The sequence below is a fragment of the Pseudomonas quasicaspiana genome, assembly GCF_021147825.1.
Lineage (GTDB): Bacteria > Pseudomonadota > Gammaproteobacteria > Pseudomonadales > Pseudomonadaceae > Aquipseudomonas > Aquipseudomonas quasicaspiana.
In genome coordinates this window covers 66,145-83,435 of record NZ_JAGTPI010000021.1, presented here as the reverse complement: position 1 = coordinate 83,435, position 17,291 = coordinate 66,145, and the positions used below count along the sequence as shown (strand labels likewise).

General features: G+C 55.3%; 17 protein-coding genes, 1 tRNA gene and 1 pseudogene. 8 read left to right on the top strand and 11 right to left on the bottom strand.

Annotated features, from left to right (window positions below):
- Window positions 1–70 precede the first annotated feature (70 nt).
- Entirely contained in the window at window positions 71–967 is an 897-nt protein-coding gene (locus KDX30_RS14655) for a LysR substrate-binding domain-containing protein (RefSeq protein WP_231676594.1), read from the bottom strand.
- Window positions 968–1,093: 126 nt separating this feature from the next.
- Between KDX30_RS14655 and KDX30_RS14650 the strand changes: the two genes are divergently transcribed.
- Both KDX30_RS14650 and dmeF read left to right on the top strand, forming a co-directional pair.
- The gene (locus tag KDX30_RS14650) at window positions 1,094–1,369 is read left to right on the top strand and encodes a metal/formaldehyde-sensitive transcriptional repressor (RefSeq protein ID WP_027899987.1); all 276 of its coding nucleotides are present in this window, start codon (window positions 1,094–1,096) and stop codon (window positions 1,367–1,369) included.
- Window positions 1,370–1,381: 12 nt separating this feature from the next.
- Complete coding sequence (gene dmeF / locus KDX30_RS14645; RefSeq protein WP_231676591.1) at window positions 1,382–2,314, top strand: CDF family Co(II)/Ni(II) efflux transporter DmeF; 933 nt, start codon at window positions 1,382–1,384, stop codon at window positions 2,312–2,314.
- A gap of 43 nt (window positions 2,315–2,357) precedes the next feature.
- Here dmeF and KDX30_RS14640 read toward each other — a convergent pair whose 3' ends face one another.
- From KDX30_RS14640 to KDX30_RS14630, 3 genes are all read right to left on the bottom strand, one after another.
- Entirely contained in the window at window positions 2,358–2,648 is a 291-nt protein-coding gene (locus KDX30_RS14640) for a DUF3077 domain-containing protein (protein WP_231676574.1), read from the bottom strand.
- 523 nt (window positions 2,649–3,171) lie between these two features.
- Complete coding sequence (locus KDX30_RS14635; protein WP_231676569.1) at window positions 3,172–3,750, bottom strand: HNH endonuclease; 579 nt, start codon at window positions 3,748–3,750, stop codon at window positions 3,172–3,174.
- A gap of 67 nt (window positions 3,751–3,817) precedes the next feature.
- Window positions 3,818–4,744 carry a hypothetical protein gene (locus KDX30_RS14630; RefSeq protein WP_231676567.1) on the bottom strand — a complete coding sequence of 309 codons (927 nt, stop codon included), beginning with the start codon at window positions 4,742–4,744 and terminating at the stop codon, window positions 3,818–3,820.
- A 233-nt stretch (window positions 4,745–4,977) separates the two neighbouring features.
- On the opposite strand from KDX30_RS14630, the pseudogene KDX30_RS14625 reads away from it, so the two are divergent.
- Window positions 4,978–5,172, top strand: a pseudogene (locus KDX30_RS14625) (cation transporter); the annotation flags it as partial.
- Between the two features lie 43 nt (window positions 5,173–5,215).
- Here KDX30_RS14625 and KDX30_RS14620 read toward each other — a convergent pair.
- From KDX30_RS14620 to KDX30_RS14595, 6 genes are all read right to left on the bottom strand, one after another.
- Window positions 5,216–5,500 (bottom strand): DUF6124 family protein, encoded by a 285-nt coding sequence (locus tag KDX30_RS14620; RefSeq protein ID WP_231676564.1) that lies wholly within the window; start codon window positions 5,498–5,500, stop codon window positions 5,216–5,218.
- A gap of 323 nt (window positions 5,501–5,823) precedes the next feature.
- On the bottom strand, window positions 5,824–6,057 hold the full coding sequence (locus tag KDX30_RS14615; RefSeq protein WP_231665396.1) for a DUF7683 domain-containing protein: 234 nt from the start codon (window positions 6,055–6,057) through the stop codon (window positions 5,824–5,826).
- Window positions 6,058–6,081: 24 nt separating this feature from the next.
- A complete protein-coding gene (locus KDX30_RS14610; protein ID WP_319946087.1) occupies window positions 6,082–6,444 on the bottom strand; it encodes a pyocin S6 family toxin immunity protein in 363 nt (120 codons plus the stop codon).
- Window positions 6,441–6,680 carry a pyocin S6 family toxin immunity protein gene (locus tag KDX30_RS14605; RefSeq protein WP_231676561.1) on the bottom strand — a complete coding sequence of 80 codons (240 nt, stop codon included), beginning with the start codon at window positions 6,678–6,680 and terminating at the stop codon, window positions 6,441–6,443. The genes KDX30_RS14610 and KDX30_RS14605 overlap by 4 nt, the downstream gene beginning before the upstream one ends.
- A 51-nt stretch (window positions 6,681–6,731) precedes the next feature.
- On the bottom strand, window positions 6,732–6,962 hold the full coding sequence (locus KDX30_RS14600; RefSeq protein ID WP_231676558.1) for a DUF7683 domain-containing protein: 231 nt from the start codon (window positions 6,960–6,962) through the stop codon (window positions 6,732–6,734).
- Complete coding sequence (locus KDX30_RS14595) at window positions 6,959–8,095, bottom strand: S-type pyocin domain-containing protein (protein WP_231676555.1); 1,137 nt, start codon at window positions 8,093–8,095, stop codon at window positions 6,959–6,961. The genes KDX30_RS14600 and KDX30_RS14595 overlap by 4 nt, the downstream gene beginning before the upstream one ends.
- A gap of 260 nt (window positions 8,096–8,355) precedes the next feature.
- Between KDX30_RS14595 and KDX30_RS14590 the strand changes: the two genes are divergently transcribed.
- Together KDX30_RS14590 and KDX30_RS14585 are read left to right on the top strand one after the other, a co-directional pair.
- On the top strand, window positions 8,356–8,838 hold the full coding sequence (locus KDX30_RS14590; RefSeq protein WP_231676552.1) for a hypothetical protein: 483 nt from the start codon (window positions 8,356–8,358) through the stop codon (window positions 8,836–8,838).
- Window positions 8,839–9,295: 457 nt separating this feature from the next.
- On the top strand, window positions 9,296–11,494 hold the full coding sequence (locus KDX30_RS14585; RefSeq protein WP_231676550.1) for a putative bifunctional diguanylate cyclase/phosphodiesterase: 2,199 nt from the start codon (window positions 9,296–9,298) through the stop codon (window positions 11,492–11,494).
- Window positions 11,495–12,007: 513 nt separating this feature from the next.
- On the opposite strand, the gene KDX30_RS14580 is transcribed toward KDX30_RS14585, so the two are convergent.
- Window positions 12,008–12,084 (bottom strand) — tRNA-Arg (locus tag KDX30_RS14580).
- Between the two features lie 352 nt (window positions 12,085–12,436).
- On the opposite strand from KDX30_RS14580, the gene gabD reads away from it, so the two are divergent.
- The 3 genes from gabD to KDX30_RS14565 all read left to right on the top strand — a co-directional run bounded on the left by gabD (window position 12,437) and on the right by KDX30_RS14565 (window position 17,031).
- On the top strand, window positions 12,437–13,879 hold the full coding sequence (gene gabD / locus KDX30_RS14575; protein ID WP_187521919.1) for an NADP-dependent succinate-semialdehyde dehydrogenase: 1,443 nt from the start codon (window positions 12,437–12,439) through the stop codon (window positions 13,877–13,879).
- Window positions 13,880–14,053: 174 nt separating this feature from the next.
- Window positions 14,054–15,334, top strand: a complete 1,281-nt coding sequence (gene gabT / locus KDX30_RS14570) for a 4-aminobutyrate--2-oxoglutarate transaminase (RefSeq protein WP_027901286.1) — start codon at window positions 14,054–14,056, stop codon at window positions 15,332–15,334.
- A 323-nt stretch (window positions 15,335–15,657) separates the two neighbouring features.
- Window positions 15,658–17,031: an HDOD domain-containing protein gene (locus KDX30_RS14565; RefSeq protein WP_231676547.1), complete on the top strand. Its 1,374-nt coding sequence runs from the start codon at window positions 15,658–15,660 to the stop codon at window positions 17,029–17,031.
- Window positions 17,032–17,291: the final 260 nt, after the last annotated feature.

Below are 17,291 nucleotides of genomic sequence, written 5' to 3'. Positions count from 1 at the left end.
CGATATCGGTGCGTCCGACAAATCGCTATCGCAGCCTCGCGGTGCTCGACAGCTCCTACAGAAACGTAATTCAGTCCCCGCTCTGAACCGCCAACCACTGCTCAAACGACCGCGCCGCACGACTCGGAAACTGCCCCGACGGATTGAGCAAATAATAACCACCGATCTCGCCCACATGGACGTCACAGGCAGGCACCAATGCCCCGGACTTAACGTGCCCATCGATCATCGGCTTCCAGCCCAACACAATGCCGCGTCCATCAATGGCCAGGTCCACCATCACCGGATAGTTATTAACGGTCAGGCGCTTGGAAATCGCCGAAGCATCGATACCCTGACGCGCAAACCAGTTTGTCCAGGACAGCCACTGGCGCTGACCATCCTCAAGCATCAACAACCGATGCTCCAACAATGCTTGCGGCTTGAGCACCCGGCCTTGCAGATAGCCCGGCGCGCAATACGCCCCCACCGACTCTGCAAACAACAGCCGACTGTCCAGCCCCGGCGGCGAGCCCGAGCGCAGGAAATACACCGCCAGATCAAACTCCGCGCGCACCAGCGAGTCCAGCCCGTCGACCACCCGCAGGCGCACGTCCACATTGGGAAACTCATCGGCATAACGCCCCATCAACGGCCCCAGCCATAACGCCGCGACACCACTGGAACACGCCAGCGTCAGCTCCTGCTCGCCACTGTGGGTCATGACCTGCGCCGTTGCTTCAGCACATTGGGCAAGCACCCGATGTACCTGCTCGGCATACACCTGCCCGGCCACCGTGAGATGAATGCGCTTGTGCTCCCGCCGAAACAACGCCCGCCCCAGAAACTCCTCAAGCTGCTGCACCTGACGACTGATCGCACTTTGCGTCAAATGCAGCTCAGTGGCCGCACGAGTGAAACTGCCATGACGCACCGTCGCCTCGAAAGCAATCAGGGTTTGCAGCGGCGGCAGGGGTTCAATGCGCATGGGGAATCCGGAGTGGTCGTGATTGCCGCCATCAGAACAAAAATGCGCGGGAGTTTCATCTGCTGGTTGCGCACCCGGCCTACATCACAGACTATGCGTGATGCATATAGGTAGGGGGGGTATGGTATGTCGCACATCAAAACTGGCAAAGACGACTTGCTCAAGCGGGTGAAACGTATCGCTGGGCAAATCCAGGCGGTGGAACGGGCGCTTGAGGCCGAAGACGACTGCGCCAAAACCCTGCATCTGGTGGCGGCAACGCGGGGCGCTATCAATGGCCTGATGGACGAAATCATCGAAGCCCACGCCCGCGAGCACGTCGCCAAGCCGGGTTTGAGTGATGAAGAGCGAGCCGAAGGCGTTGAGGAACTGATCGAAGCCATCCGCCGATACACCAAATAGGAGCGCACCGACATGAGCAACCTGCACGCGGACTACGCCCACGATCACGTATTTCTCGGCTCATCCCATGATGAGAACGCCAAGCGCACCCTGTGGGTGGTAGCGCTGACGGTTGTCATGATGGTTGCCGAAATCGCTGCCGGTTACATCACCGGCTCCATGGCCCTGCTGGCGGACGGTTTCCATATGGCGACTCACGCCGGCGCCTTGGGTATCGCCGCCGCTGCCTACAGCTACGCCAAACGCCACGCCGCCAGCGCTCAATACAGCTTTGGCACCGGCAAAGTCGGCGACCTCGGCGGCTTCGCCTCTGCGTTGATACTGGGCCTGGTTGCCATCGGCATCGGCGTCGAGTCAGTGGTGCGTCTTTTCGAGCCTACCCAAGTCGCGTTCGGCACGGCCACGTGGATTGCCGTTGTCGGCCTGATCGTCAATATCGTGAGCGCACTGCTGCTGTCCGGCGGCCACAATCACCACCATGGACACGACCACGGGCATGATCATGACCATACCCACCACGCACACGGTCAGGACAACAACCTGCGTTCGGCCTACGTGCATGTGCTTGCCGACGCACTGACCTCCGTCCTCGCCATCGCTGCATTGCTCGCTGGCCGCTACCTGGGATGGGTCTGGCTTGACCCGGTCATGGGCATCGTCGGCGCACTGGTTATCGCCCGCTGGTCCTGGTCGCTGATACGCACCACTTCAGGTGTTCTGCTCGACCGTACAGACGAGCATGTCGCGCAGGAAATCCGCGACATAATCGAGCAGTCGGGTGACACAAAAATCACCGACCTGCACGTCTGGCAGGTCGGCCCCGAAGCCCGCGCAGCCATTGTCAGCGTGGTCGGCAACGCCTCCGTAACCGTCGACATGATCCGCGCGCGCCTGGCGCCGGTGCACGAGGTGACGCACCTGACCGTGGAGCTTCGCAGCGTGTGATTCATGACCGGCAAAACGGCCCGGGGCATTAGCCAAGGGCCGTTCAGTCCAACTGGTTGTTTGCTGCACCCGCTGACAGCGCATCCTCCAGAATCGCCTTCGCCATATCACTCAAATGATGAACCGCCCAGACACCCTGCTTGCCCGCATCACCCATCGCGGCGTCGAGGCTTAATTCATGGATACACGCCAATAGGCTGGAAGCGTGCTCCAGTGCGGATTCGATGGGTATGTCGGGATTGATGCGGAACAGCGGCTGACGGGATGGGCCGCAAGTGGAGAAGGTGGTGGTGCCGAGGGTTTTGTTTGGGTGTAAGTCGTCAGAGTTAGTCATGATTCGCCTTCCTATATCTTGATGAACCGTCATCTCTGCCGCCAAGCAAAGAAGGGTGACGGATTGCACAAGGTTGGCGGACCGGAGATATAGGAACCCGGCACTCCCGAAAGAGTCCCTGCGCAACCCGTCATAAAGCCAGGTCACACGCGAAAAAACAGCGCCTGCCATCTTAAATCGGGGCGCTGTTTTCGCCTATATCTGTCGGGCCGCCAAGCCCGGTCGCTACCTTTGCGGCGACGGGGTGGACTTTATGGATGTCGGGTTGGAGCGGCAAGGATGTGGAGTGGACTGAGGGTGTAGGGGGATTCCGCCAATCCCGCCATCAAAAACAACAAAGCCCGCACAAGGCGGGCTTTGGGTGATTTCAGCGTATCAACCCCATCTCTGAAATCGAATGTGGCGCTCAGACGGGCTTTGAAGTTAATGCCATGGAGTCTTTTTTATGAGGGTTACGTTGGCACTGTTTCATTTAGGCATGCACGCTGGCATACATGGAGCTGTTCTATGACGGGGAAAGACCTCAGCCATGATGCGCTTTGCGATGACAGTTTGGACAGATAGCGATGGCATTCGCGACGGTGTCCGGCCCTCCATCGGCTAGACGCTTTCGATGGTGAACCTCTAAATATGGGCTTTGATCCTTCTTGCGTGTGAATGGCGCTTTTTGATTGCAAAGACTGCATACACCCTTTGCTTGAGCTAACACCTCTGCCACTACATCAGGATTCCGGATGAAAACTACAGTGCTGACAATTTTTGTCAAAGGAATCGGGTCAGCTTCCTTGAGCCTAGCTGCACGGCCCTTCGAATCTTTTAAGGACGCAATTACCTTCCTTTCGAATTCCTCATTTGGATCCTCTGTTTTGCGAATCGGTTGAAAACCATATGCGGGAAATTCGCTGATCGGTTTAGAGCTATTAAACGAGCTTGGTGGGCTACCGATCACCATCGCATAAATGTACTTCAGAGGATAAAGGGTTTTTGTAGATCCTTTGATGTACCAAGATTTTGGCTTTGTGTACCTGAAGGGCCGTTCTCCGTTGTCGTAATCCCGGATCGCGCTTTCTATAGATGATTTGGTCAATAGTTTCGACGACATGACAACGTTCCTTCGTGCGACAGGGGAGGTAAATTAATATTCTTTGAGCGCGCGTGCCGTTTGCAGGTTATGACGCTCTGTCTATCAGCCACCCTACGAGCCCGTTCCGAACGGCTTGCTGAGCTAGCTTATCCGGTCCCCAGTAAATAAATGAACCATCACTGCTATCGGTCGCTACGGCCTTCAGGCTTGAATCCGGAGAGTGCGTTACGAAGTAAAAGTGCGTAAAACCACTCATGTCAGCAAATTTATCCTGATAGGAGCGATAGACTGAAGCTGACGCTTTTGACTTTACTTGAATGCCAATTCGCTCTTGAGTAATTGGGGACAGTAGGTCGAGGTCTATATCTTTCTCTGTTTCGCCAGCTACTCCAGTTCGCTGCCAACCTGCCTGCCGGAAGATCAAGTCCGTGAGTGTTTCGAGATCCTTAGGGTGCAAGTTTTTTATGATGGGTATGACTGCTGCGACCAGGTTTTCTACCGCTAGCTGAGCTTCTGCAATATGTGGCTCAGACGTTCCCATGATCTTGTGAATCAAGTAATCGAGTTCTCTTACCGTGCAAATCGTACCTTGGAAGCTTTGTACGGCGAGAAGCTTGCCACTCAGTAGGCCTTTGATAAGGGGCTTTCCGTTGATGTCCGTATCATGCCATTGGCCTGCGACCACTCGGGTCTTTGTGTTATCAGGAAGCTGGCTGATCTCAGGTGCAGCAAAGCACCACCACAGACGGTCAGAAAAAAAGGTTATCCAGAGCGTTGTCTCTGGCTCTTCATAGAATTGCCTTACCTGTTTGATGTGTCTGGTGACGCTGCCCTGATCTGAGTCAGAGGGAAATGAGTTTCGTGCTGCTTCCCAGTTCCCATCCACGCAATGCTGATGCGGTACATCACGGTAACCGATTCTCAAGGTACCGTTTTCAACACAATCCTTTTCCCATAGTCCACTGGGCCCCAGTTTGATAAAGAAAGCTTTGGTGGGTTTTATGTTCAGCACTCGATACCTCTCCTTGGTGGAAATGAGCTGGCAACCTGTTTCGGCTTGGTCAGATCTAGGTGTAACTGAGAATCGACCAATTTGATACTGCCTGAATGCTGAAGGGTGTTCGCTACCCTAGCGTATGCAACGCCATGCGGAGGGTCCGCGCCCTCGGCTATTTTGCTTCGGCGCTTTTCTTAGGGTTGGTGGCCATCGGTATCGCTATCGAGTCAGTGGTGCGTTTCGCTCAGAAAATCTGCGAAATAATCGAGCAGTCGGGTGATACAAAAATCACCGACCTGCACGTCTGGCAGGTCGGTCCAGAAGCTTGCGCCGCCATTGTCAGCGTGGTCGGCAACGCGTCCGTAACCGCCGATATGATTCGCGAGCGCCTGGTGCCGGTGCACGAGGTGACGCACCTGACCGTGGAGCTGCGCACCGCGTAATACATGACCGGCAAAACGGCCCGGGGCATTAGCCAAGGGCCGTTCAGCCCAGCTGACTTCTTGCTGCACCCGCTGACAACGCATCCTCCAGAATCGCCTTCGCCATATCGCTCAAATGATGAACCGCCCAGACACTCTGCTTGCCCGCATCACCCATCGCGGCGTCGAGGCTCAATTCATGGATACACGCCAATAAGCTGGACGCGTGCTCCAGTGCGGATTCAATGGGGATGTCGGGATTGATGCGGAACAGCGGCTGACGGGATGGGCCGCAAGTGGAGAAAGTGGTGGTGCCGAGAGTTTTGATTGAGGGATGCGGTTGCTTCATTGACTGCTCCTGGAGTTAGAAGCTGCCACCGTTTGCGGCCAAGCAAATCAGGGTGGCAACTGTACGCGGGTTGGCCGACCGGAACTCCAGGCACCCGGCACACCCGAAGGTGTCCCACGCACAGCTGCCATAACTCGACATCGCAGACGGAATACATCCCCGAGATCGAATGGTGAGCGCCTGTGCGCCTGGAGTTTAGTCGAGCGGCCAAGCCCGGTCGCTACGTTTGCGGCGACGGGGTGGACTCTAGGTTTGTTGGGTTGGAGCGACAAGGATGTGGAGTGGACTGAGGGTGTAGGGGGATTCTGTAAATGCCGGTCGATTCACGCAATGTTGCAAGTGATCTGAAAAATATGTCTGTCATCGTAAAACGGGCTGCCGATGAGAGCTTCAATAGCTGCCGCCTGTTCGGCACTTATGTCATAGCCTTCATCGCCTCGTTGAGGTTCTGACCACCTCATGATTCGCGCAAGTCGTGCATCGCAATCTTTCGGAACGACGACTTCAAACGCCAAGAACCTGGTCTCTTTGTCGAACGCTTCGATTTTGTAGTTCACCACACAGATTCCCGGCATTTCTCGCTATGGCCTTACACCGATGAAAAGTTCTAGATCAACCGGTAGCGGCTTTTTGATCACCGCGGCAATCGCTTCGACCTGCGTGGCTGTCAAAGGAAGTTCACCATCGGCTTCTGCTTCCAGGGTTTCCCAGCCCAATACCTTCATGACTCCTTGCTCAAACTCGGGGTCCACATCGAGTGCAAATTTGAGTGAGTCGTCTTCGCTGGCGTCCATTAGAAAGCCTGTCACTTCCAAAAGCATGAGTTTTGCCCCTCCCCCGACGGCCCGTTTAAGCGAGGCCCCTACCTCCACCGTCCGATGCTGATAAACCCACTCAAAGATTCGATCCTTGCTTTTCCAACGTTGCGATTCGTGGCTTTTCACGCAACAACGCCGATAACTAGTTTCAAATCAGTCGGAAGTGGCTGGCCGATTATTGAGGCGAGCTGCAGTACTTGGTCGCTTTCTAGCAAAAGATCGCCTTCCGCCATCGCATCAAGGCTTGGCTGGCCGAGGTGCTGCAGAATGATTTCATCGAACGAACTGTCTATCTTTAGCTGGAACTTGAGTGAATCATCTTCGGAGCTATTTCTCAAAAAACCAAATATATGCAAGTGCATAAAGCCTCCTGTTTTTCTATTCTTCGCCCGGGCTTTGCTGGCTGGAATCAGTCAAGCTTTGCTCGTGATTTGAAAGATATGTGCATCGTCGTAAAATGGCCTACCGGCTATAACTTCAATAGCTGCTATCTGATCCATGGTCATGTTGTAGCCTTCACCGCCACGCGGAAGTAGGGTCCACTCCATAATCTGCGCAAGCCGGGAATCGTATCCGTCCGGCAGATTGACTTTAAAAGCCAGAAACTCGGTTTTTTTGTCGAAAGCTTCGATGATGTATTTCATGGTTCCACCTTGCGAGTTTTGTCAGCTTCTTTGGTTCTATCACCTGTTTCGGGGTCGAATTCCCCTAGGTGTCTTCCGCGTTTATCGTATTTTTCTACAGCTCCATGCTGGCTGTCCCATTCGTAAATAATTCCCTTCTTCGTCTTCCAGCGTCGCCGTAAGCCTCCCCCTCCCTTTATTTGCGTTTTACCGGGAACCCTAATGGCATCTGGCATTGCCTTGAGGTCATCAGGCGGTTGTTCGTAGTCATGATCCGGATTAAACGCCCGAGCAAACACCACATACATCGACCTCAACCCAGTATCCGCCGGGAACACTACGATGCAGTCATCGGTGGTGATGTCTTCGCCGGGGAAGCCTTCGATCTGGCTGTCGGTGTTTTCCGGGATCGGGTGGACGAGGATGGTGCCCAGTTGCTCGCCGCTGTTGTCGGGGTAGATCAGGGGCGGCATTTCGCCCAGCGGGCCGCGCTTGGGTGTCCAGAGAATCGTGATGCCGTTGAGCTTGGCTTCCAGTGCGGTCTGGTCGGCGTTCCAGGCTGCTTGCACCGTGCGGACTGAGTCATCGCCCGTCGGTCCAGTGTGAATGCCGTACACCTGCAAAACGCCTTTTGCATCCTGACGAAACTGGAAGCGCACGCGACTGGGCGCGCGGGTCATATTGCGCAGTTGTTCGTCGGTGTACAGCGTGCCGTCGCCCATCTTGGTCGGGAGCATGCCGAGGATGAATACACTGGCAGGCAAACTCGCGCCGCGGATTGCCCAGGTCAGACCCTGTTGCATGATCCCGCCGCCAGCCACTCGGCCCAGCGCCAGCTCTGCCCCTACTTTTGTTGCAACAGCGGCATTGGCAACCGGTATGGCCATAGACCCGGCCACCATCGCGGCTCCGAAGTTGGACACAGGTTCGGTGCTGGTGCCTGCTTCGGTCTGGCACCAGTTTGCACCGGTACACGACTTGGCGAAGATCAAATCTGTGCGGGGTTTCGGCGCTGGCCAGGAGTCTTTTTCGATGTAAACCGGTTCAGGAGGCTGAGCAGGCCTTACCCGTCCACCCCATGAGCTGCCGCCCCCAAAATACTGGGCATACCATGGCTCCTCGAATGGGTCTTTTTTCAGATCGTCCTCTCTCATAACGCGACCGAGACTGTCCTTAACGTCGGGGCGCGCAGGGTGCCGATTAGCCTTATGAGGGTCAATAAACGCTCGGTAACTGGAGGTTTCAGGTGTGCTTGCCCGGTCTGCAATATCCGGCTGGATGCTGACCGAGTTCAGCCAAAGGTCGATTATCGAGTGAAGTATTAGAGAGTCTTTACCAGCGCATGCCATCTACGGATGCCGCAGCGCGCTTTCGTTTCGGTGTTAAATTTACTGTTTTACAGAAGGGATACGTAATGAAGTACGCCGCCATACTGTTGTCGATTCCCGCTATAGCGCTTGCGATCGCGATTCCTGTGGCGGCCGATGAATCATCCCAGCGTATGCAACGCGCCTCAGGCTTGTGGAAAGTGACACCGGCCACCTCGCCGTTTTCCTGGGAAATTTGCGTCGACCAGGCAAAGGACCGTCTGATTGACGACGACTTGTGGGCCAACTTCGAACAGGAATGCAAGATCGAGTCAAAAAGCGGTAACGGCGACGGCTACAGCTTTATATCAAGCTGCCCAGACGCGAAGCTGGCCGCCTCGTTCAAGGGCGATCTGACGAAATCGTACATATTGACGGCCGACACTTCGTTCGAATTGAACGGAAAAACCGAGACGCAGCGCACCATCGTCAATGGCAGCTTTCAAGGCGCATGTCCGGCCGACATGGAGCCGGGCGTCAAGAAAATGCGCGGTGGCATGAAGATGAACAGCCTGTACATCAACCGCTGAGCGATCAGAGCGAGTGCACCTGCCGCGGGATACTGCCCGGCAGGATGAGTCAAGCCCGCGGTGTCTCGATAGAGATAATGTCCGCCATCAACGACGCGCTACGGCGAATTCGCGCTTCCCAAGGATACTCACCGGGAATCCTGATTGTTGCCATGTCGGCATAGGCTCCAGTGCGAAACCCTCTCACCAAAAACAAAGCCCGCACAAGGCGTTTGCGCTTCATGCCTGGCATGCTGCTCGCTTTTCTACAGATATCCGTTTTTTTGACGATACAGTTTATGAGCTGCTCGACATAGCTGCCAATACGCTGCTGACAGGTGATGAGATGTACAGATTTTCTTTTTTTTCATGATATGAAAATATTTCTGCAGTTTATTTTCATCAATGCCGAAGTGGCAGCGAGCCCTATCAATCGCTTCGCATTCCATGTGCGGTCAGCTCCTAGCGATAACCTCAAATGATTACTTACCCAGTAAGTGATAATGATGAAGAGCGCATTCAGGCTTTGAATGCTTTCGCGCTGATGGATACGCCACCTGAGCACGAATATGATCAAATCGTCCAAATGGCATCTCGGATTTTTGATGTCCCCATTGTTCTGATTTCTTTAGTGCATCGCGACCGACAATTCTTCAAAGCACGTGTTGGCCTCGATGTGTGCGAAACGGGTCGTGACGTTTCATTTTGTAATTTTGCGCTCATGGGCCGTAACGTTTTTTTGGTACTTGATGCGTCGCAGGATGCGAGATTTAGCTCAAACGCCTTGGTTGTTGGCGCTCCTCATATTCGCTTCTACGCGGGCGCGCCATTGATAACGACCAAAGGCCATGTGCTGGGTAGCTTATGCCTGATCGACAATAAGCCCCGAGAGAGGTTCTCAGACCGAGACCAGCTTATTCTTCAGGACCTGGCCGTCATCGTTATTGAAAAAATGGAGTTGCGTCGGCTCGAACTCGAGAATGCGGATAGCCATACCCGTTTCATCAATATGACGTCGACTTCACCCGATGCCATTATTTGCTCAAACAGCAAAAATCAAATCACCTCGTGGAATAACTCAGCCGAGCTTATTTTCGGACATAAGTCTGAAGACGTCATAGGAAAGGCTCTCGACATCATTATTCCGCAAGAGATGCGGTCCAGGCATCATGCCGGTTTCTCAAGGGTCGTCTCAGGCGGCCCAGTCAGTATTATCGGAAAATCCGTAAACCTGACGGCCATACATCGCGACGGCCATAAAATACCCGTTGAGCTCTCGCTTTCACAATGGACTGATGTAGGCGAGCCACAATTTGGGGCGATCATTCGTGACGTCACCCAACGTGTAGCGGCGGACAAACTACTCAAGCACGCGGCTGAATACGATCATCTGACAGGCCTCGCTAATCGCTCAACACTTAAGCATCGGATCAAGGAGGCTTGTGACGCACAGATATCAGCGGCAATTCTTCTGATCGACCTGGATGGCTTCAAGGATGTTAACGACACGCTCGGCCACGCTGCGGGTGATTTTGTCCTCAGAGTGACGTCAAATCGCCTTCGCGAACGCGTACCGACGTGTCATATGGTCGCCCGTCTGGGTGGGGACGAATTTGTAGTCTTCATATCAGACACAGCAGATCAGGCCAAAGCGATTGAGCTTGGTTTGGCGCTCATCGCAGTCATTGAAGAACCTATAGAGTTTGAAGACAATTCTATTTTTATCGGAGCCAGCATCGGTGTGTCCATGAGGTCAGGCTCCGATTACGATGGCGAGCAAATGCTTGGCAACGCGGATTTGGCGCTCTATCAAGCCAAGTCTGACGGGCGATCCCTTGTTCGCGTGTTCACCAGCGAGCATCGACAGACGGCCTCAAAGAGAGGGGCTCTCAGCTCATCAATGCGTCAGGCATGGGCGAACAAAGAGTTTGAGCTGTACTACCAACCTCAGGTACGGCTTGCAGATGGCGCTATTACCGGGGCCGAAGCACTTATCCGATGGAACCATCCCACACTGGGCGTCGTGTCCCCAGCGGTTTTTTTACCTGTGCTAGAAGCAGGTCTTTTAGCGGTACCGGTGGGTGAATGGATATTGCGCTCAGCTTGTGAACAGGCAGCTCATTGGCGAAAGACCGGTAGAGATGGCTTCAGGATCGGCGTTAATTTGTTTGCCGCTCAGTTTCGTACGCGCGACTTTGCTGAAATGGTCGAAAGTGCACTTAACGACTTTTCTTTACCGGCGAGCGCACTCGAACTGGAGATTACAGAAAATATAATTTTGCGAAACGAACAGCGAATTATGGAGCCCCTGCACCACCTTCGCTCATTGGGTGTAGGCATTGCGTTCGATGATTTTGGTACAGGCTATGCGTCTTTGAGCCTTCTGAAAGACTACCCGGTCACACGCCTGAAGATTGACCGATCGTTTGTAAGCGGCGTCGAACGTAGCAAAAAAGACGAAGTAATCATCGAAGCCGTTATCAGGCTGGCGGCCGGCTTTGATCTTCAAGTCACTGCCGAAGGCATAGAAACCCGCGAACAGGAAAGTTTGATGCGGCATTATTTATGCGAAGAGGGGCAAGGCTATCTGTATGGTCGCCCTATGACGGCTCATGATTTCACTGAGCGTTATATCTCAACGCCTGATCGACCCTCTGACGTGTTAAGTCATAAATAATCCAGCACCCGCCTGAGCAGGCCCTTTTCAACCCAGACAGCCTCGGACTGAAGTTAAACAGTCAGGTGCATCTTCGTCCGCCAACGCGCACTCGCTGCGCAACTACTGTCGCAGTTCTAGACGACGGGCAAGCAGACTAAGCGCGATCAATCGGTGATCTAGGAGCTGGCGCACGAGATCGCCCAGGTCTACTAGGTGGTGTCCGGTTTGCAGTCACTAAATTGCCGCTTGTAGTCCTTTGTCTGATCTTTCTCACCTTGATTATTATGGGGCTACTCACCGCTGAGCGTATTTCCGCATGAGGACACTACCGACCGCCAGCACCCTTTTGAGCGCTCGCGGACGGGTGCGAGGCCGATTTCAACCTCGCTCGCTCCAAGCCTCGATCATGCTGCCTAGGTTCGGGTGTCTTTTTTGCGCTGGACTTGACCAATCTATATGGCAAAAACAACAAAGCCCGCACAGGGCGGGCTTTGGGTAATCTCAGGCCGTCTCTAGCCCTGAAATCAAATATGGTGCACCAGGCGGGATTCGAACCCACGACCCCTGCCTTCGGAGGGCAGTACTCTATCCAGCTGAGCTACTGGTGCAATGCGGGCGCCATGATACTCATCTGGTTGGCGGGCGTCCATGCTGGTGAGTGCTGTTGTTGATTTTGCACGTTTCAAGGTGTTTGGACGACGTTGATCAGAAAATCCGGCGGATGTTGGCAAATGCGTTCTTTTTTTCGAACGGCCTATTGTCCTTTGCCCTAGCAGTCCCTAGGATTCGTTTGAGATTTCAAACGCTCTTGTCCGGTTTTCCTGCACTTTGTGACCCTGCGTTGCGGGGGCCGGCGAATGATTTCCTGATGGCGGCCTTGTTCGAGGCGCCTTTTGAACGATCAAAAACTTGCACCGCCGGTGTGCGGCGCATTTTCGGTATATCAAAGCGGAGGCCGACATGCAGCTCAAAGATTCCACGTTGTTCCGCCAGCAAGCCTATATCAATGGCGCCTGGCTGGATGCGGACAATGGCGAGACGATCAAGGTCAACAACCCTGCAACGGATGAAGTCCTGGGCACTGTGCCGAAGATGGGCGCTGCTGAAACCCGTCGTGCGATTGAAGCGGCTGACAAGGCCTTGCCCGCCTGGCGTGCACTCACCGCCAAAGACCGTGGCAACAAGCTGCGTCGCTGGTTTGAGCTGATGATCGAGAATCAGGATGACCTGGCTCGCCTGATGACGCTGGAGCAGGGCAAGCCGCTGGCCGAGGCCAAAGGCGAGATCGGTTATGCCGCTTCCTTTATTGAGTGGTTCGCTGAAGAAGCCAAGCGCGTTTACGGCGATGTGATTCCTGGCCATCAGCCGGACAAGCGTCTGATCGTGCTCAAGCAGCCGATTGGTGTGACCGCCGCGATTACGCCGTGGAACTTCCCCGCTGCGATGATCACCCGTAAAGCAGGCCCGGCGCTGGCTGCCGGTTGCACCATGGTGCTCAAGCCTGCTTCACAAACCCCTTACTCCGCACTGGCACTGGCTGAACTGGCTGAGCGTGCAGGCATTCCGGCAGGCGTGTTCAGCGTTGTTACTGGCAGCGCTGGCGATATCGGCAGCGAGCTGACCGGTAACCCAATCGTGCGCAAGCTGTCCTTCACCGGTTCGACCGAGATCGGTCGTCAGTTGATGGCTGAATGCTCCAAGGACATCAAGAAGGTGTCGCTGGAGTTGGGCGGCAACGCGCCGTTCATCGTGTTCGACGACGCGGACCTGGATAAGGCCGTCGAAGGCGCGATCATTTCCAAGTACCGCAACAACGGTCAGACCTGCGTCTGCGCCAACCGGATCTACGTGCAGGACGCGGTTTACGATGCGTTCGCTGAAAAGCTCAAGGTCGCTGTGGCCAAGCTGAAGATCGGTAACGGTCTGGAAGAGGGCACCACCACTGGCCCGCTGATCGATGGCAAGGCTGTGGCGAAGGTTAAAGAGCACATTGCGGATGCGGTGAGCAAAGGCGCGAAAGTGCTGTTCGGTGGCAACAGCATCGAAGGCAACTTCTTCGAGCCGACTATTCTGGTCAACGTGTCCAAAGATGCGGCCGTTGCCAAAGAAGAAACCTTCGGCCCGCTGGCTCCGCTGTTCCGCTTCAAAGACGAAGCAGAAGTGATCGCCATGTCCAACGACACTGAGTTTGGTCTGGCGTCGTACTTCTATGCCCAGAACATGAGCCGCGTGTTCCGCGTGGCTGAAGCGCTGGAGTACGGCATGGTGGGTATCAACACCGGCCTGATCTCCAACGAAGTCGCGCCGTTCGGTGGCATCAAGGCCTCGGGCCTGGGTCGTGAAGGCTCGAAGTACGGCATCGAAGATTATCTGGAAATCAAATACCTCTGCCTGTCGGTTTAACGCAGGGGTTTGCAGCCGCCGGGGCGCGAGAGCGACGTTTCGGCGGTTTTTAGTGGCACCCAAAACCTTTTTGGTGGCCGGAGGCCGTGACAGTCGATCATCGAATGCTGTCACGTGTTGATCCGCCGCTTGATCCTTGAACCACGCCGACCGATGAGCGGCGAATGAGGAAACATGTCCCAGACAAACGCAGAATTGATGCAACGCCGCGAAGCCGCTGTTCCACGCGGTGTTGGCCAGATCCACCCGATCTTCGCTGAGTCCGCGAAGAACGCCACGGTTACCGACGTTGAAGGTCGTGAGTTCATCGACTTCGCGGGCGGTATCGCCGTACTGAACACCGGTCACCTGCACCCGAAAATCATTGCCGCCGTGCAAGAGCAACTGACCAAGCTGACTCACACTTGCTTCCAGGTGCTGGCCTACGAGCCGTACGTTGAGCTGTGCGAAAAGATCAACGCCAAGGTGCCAGGTGATTTCGCCAAGAAAACCCTGCTGGTCACCACCGGTTCCGAAGCGGTAGAGAACGCCGTGAAAATCGCTCGCGCAGCTACTGGCCGTGCTGGCGTGATCGCGTTCACTGGCGCTTACCACGGTCGCACCATGATGACCTTGGGCCTGACCGGTAAAGTCGTGCCGTACTCGGCTGGCATGGGCCTGATGCCGGGCGGTATCTTCCGTGCGCTGTACCCGTGTGAACTGCATGGCATCAGCGTTGACGATTCCATCGCCAGCATCGAGCGTATCTTCAAGAACGACGCCGAGCCTAAAGACATCGCGGCAATCATCATCGAGCCGGTTCAGGGCGAAGGCGGTTTCTACGTGGCGCCGAAAGCGTTCATGGCACGCCTGCGTGAGCTGTGCGACAAGCACGGCATCCTGCTGATCGCTGACGAAGTGCAAACGGGCGCGGGTCGTACCGGTACGTTCTTCGCCATGGAGCAGATGGGCGTTACGGCTGACCTGACTACGTTTGCTAAATCCATCGCTGGCGGTTTCCCGTTGGCCGGTGTGTGCGGTAAAGCTGAATACATGGACGCCATTGCCCCAGGCGGTCTGGGCGGCACATATGCCGGTAGCCCGGTGGCCTGTGCTGCTGCGTTGGCGGTGTTGCAGGTCTTTGAAGAAGAGCATTTGCTGGATCGTTGCAAAGCGGTCGGCGAGCGTCTGGTGACGGGCCTCAAAGCCATTCAAGCCAAGTATCCAGTAATCGGTGAAGTCCGTGCGCTGGGTGCGATGATCGCGGTTGAGCTGTTCGAAAACGGCGACACCCACAAGCCAAACGCTGCTGCTGTTGCGCAGGTGGTGGCCAAGGCTCGCGACAAGGGTCTGATCCTGCTGTCGTGCGGCACCTACGGCAACGTATTGCGCGTGCTGGTACCGCTGACCTCGCCGGACGAGCAACTGGATAAAGGTCTGGCTATCATCGAAGAATGTTTCGCTGAGCTGGCGTGAAAATGCCGAGGTCGCAATTGATTAAAATGTGACCAAACGGACAAAAAAGACCCGCTTCGGCGGGTTTTTTTGCGTTTAAAAGGGGTAAATGAGGGTTTTTATCTATATCCCTTCGTATGCATTGGCTAAGGTGGGTGCATTGCTGTTGAGGATTTAAAAATGCTCCTGACACAGCACGTTCGTGCTGCAAGACGTGAACGTGTAGGAGCTGCCGAAGGCTGCGAATGGCGTAGTGTCTGATACACCGCTTCGCAGCCTTCGGCAGCTCCTACGGAAATACATTTCAGATCATTGGTTATGAGTTGCTCGACGAGAGAGTTCTGATGACAGCTGTAGATTTGCCTGCGGGGCCTCGGGTATTGATTGCTGAGTCCGATCCATGGATTCGTGAAACGCTCAGTGAGTTGATCCTGAGCGTGCGTGACGACGTTGCGCTCGAGATTTGCAGCGATGGCAAGCAGGCCGTCGAGTTCATGAAGAAACACATTCCTGATCTGATCATCGCAGCCAGAGAGTTGCCTGTTATCGATGGTTTAAGCCTGTTGCGTGGCGTACGCGGTTTGCGTCGTCAGCCTCCATTGCCTTTTATCCTGATCAGCAATCGCGGTGACACGGCCAGTGTTCGCGAGGTGGTGCCACTGGCGCCTACGGCTTACCTGACCAAACCGCTGGACACTGGAAAGCTGCGCCAGCGCGTCGAGAGCGTGCTATTGGCTTGTCCTATGCCTGGCTCAGTACCCGCTCTGACGCCTGGCCTGACGCTGAGCAAGTATCTCGAGAAGAATCGGGACACTGCCGACGGCGCGCCGTTGTTTGTGGATGTTGCCACTGCGCTGAAGCTTAGTCAGGTCGGGAGTAGCGTCGATGCTGTGTTGCTTGAGCAGGAGTTGCGCGCTGACCCGCATATCACTGCAGTGCTGATTGCCGCTGCTAATACGGCGGCCAAGCATCTGGTCAAGCCTGTGCAGACGCTGGGTGCGGCGCTGGCGCTTTTGGGGGCTCCGCAGAGTGCCAGCATTGTTTCTGCGTTGACCAAGAAGCGCGTGTCGATCCTGACCAACAATGCGTTGCAGATGAAGGCCAGCGAGTTCTGGGAGATGTCGCAACGTACTGCGGAATACGCGCGGGTGTTGGCGGGCATGCTGGAGGTCGACCCCGAACGTTGTTTCTGTGCGGGGCTGCTGCTGTCACTGGGCGATCTGGCGGTGCTGGGTTGTTTGCAGGAGTGGTTGCTGGCTGGTGGCAAGCTGGATGATCAACAGATCGAAAAAGCGCTGGAGCAGTACTCTGCTGCTTACGGTTCGGCGTTGCGTGTCCGCTGGCGTTTGCCGCTTGAGTTGCGGGAGCTGACCTCGTCGGTTTATCAGTACAACACCGGGGTTTATACCCGCGAAGTGCTGGTCATGAACCTGGCCGGGCATATGGCGCGTTTGGGTGACGAGGACAGCGTGACGACGTTGCTCAAAACCAAGCCTGCCCGCTTGTTGAAACTGACTGTCGCCGACTTGCAGCGCTTGCGCAAGAAGCTCACTGGCGTGACTGATCCAAGTCTGCTGGCAGCGCCGGTGGGGCTGGTGGTGGAAACATTGGCTGATGACGAGGATGAAGGTCCGGATCTGCTGGATGGTGCGCCGGAGGCGGAGCCTGAAGCGGTTATTGATGAAACGCCAGCGGCTGAGCAGGATTCATCGCGGTAGGTGCTGGCGCTATAGAGGCTTCTGGGAAAGTCTATTTTGGCCTGCTGGCTCGAATACCGGTGGGAGATTCTATGTTTGCCCGCAAGCGTGATCCGGCCAGTCCTACGGATTTGCGTAGATTCTGTGGGAGCGAATTCATTCGCGAAGGGGCCGGTACATCTTGCAGCTATGTATCGCCTGAAACATTGCCTTCCCGAATGAATTCGGTCCCACAGGGTGTACTTCGTCTATCGGTTCCGGGCGGTGTCAGGGATACGGCT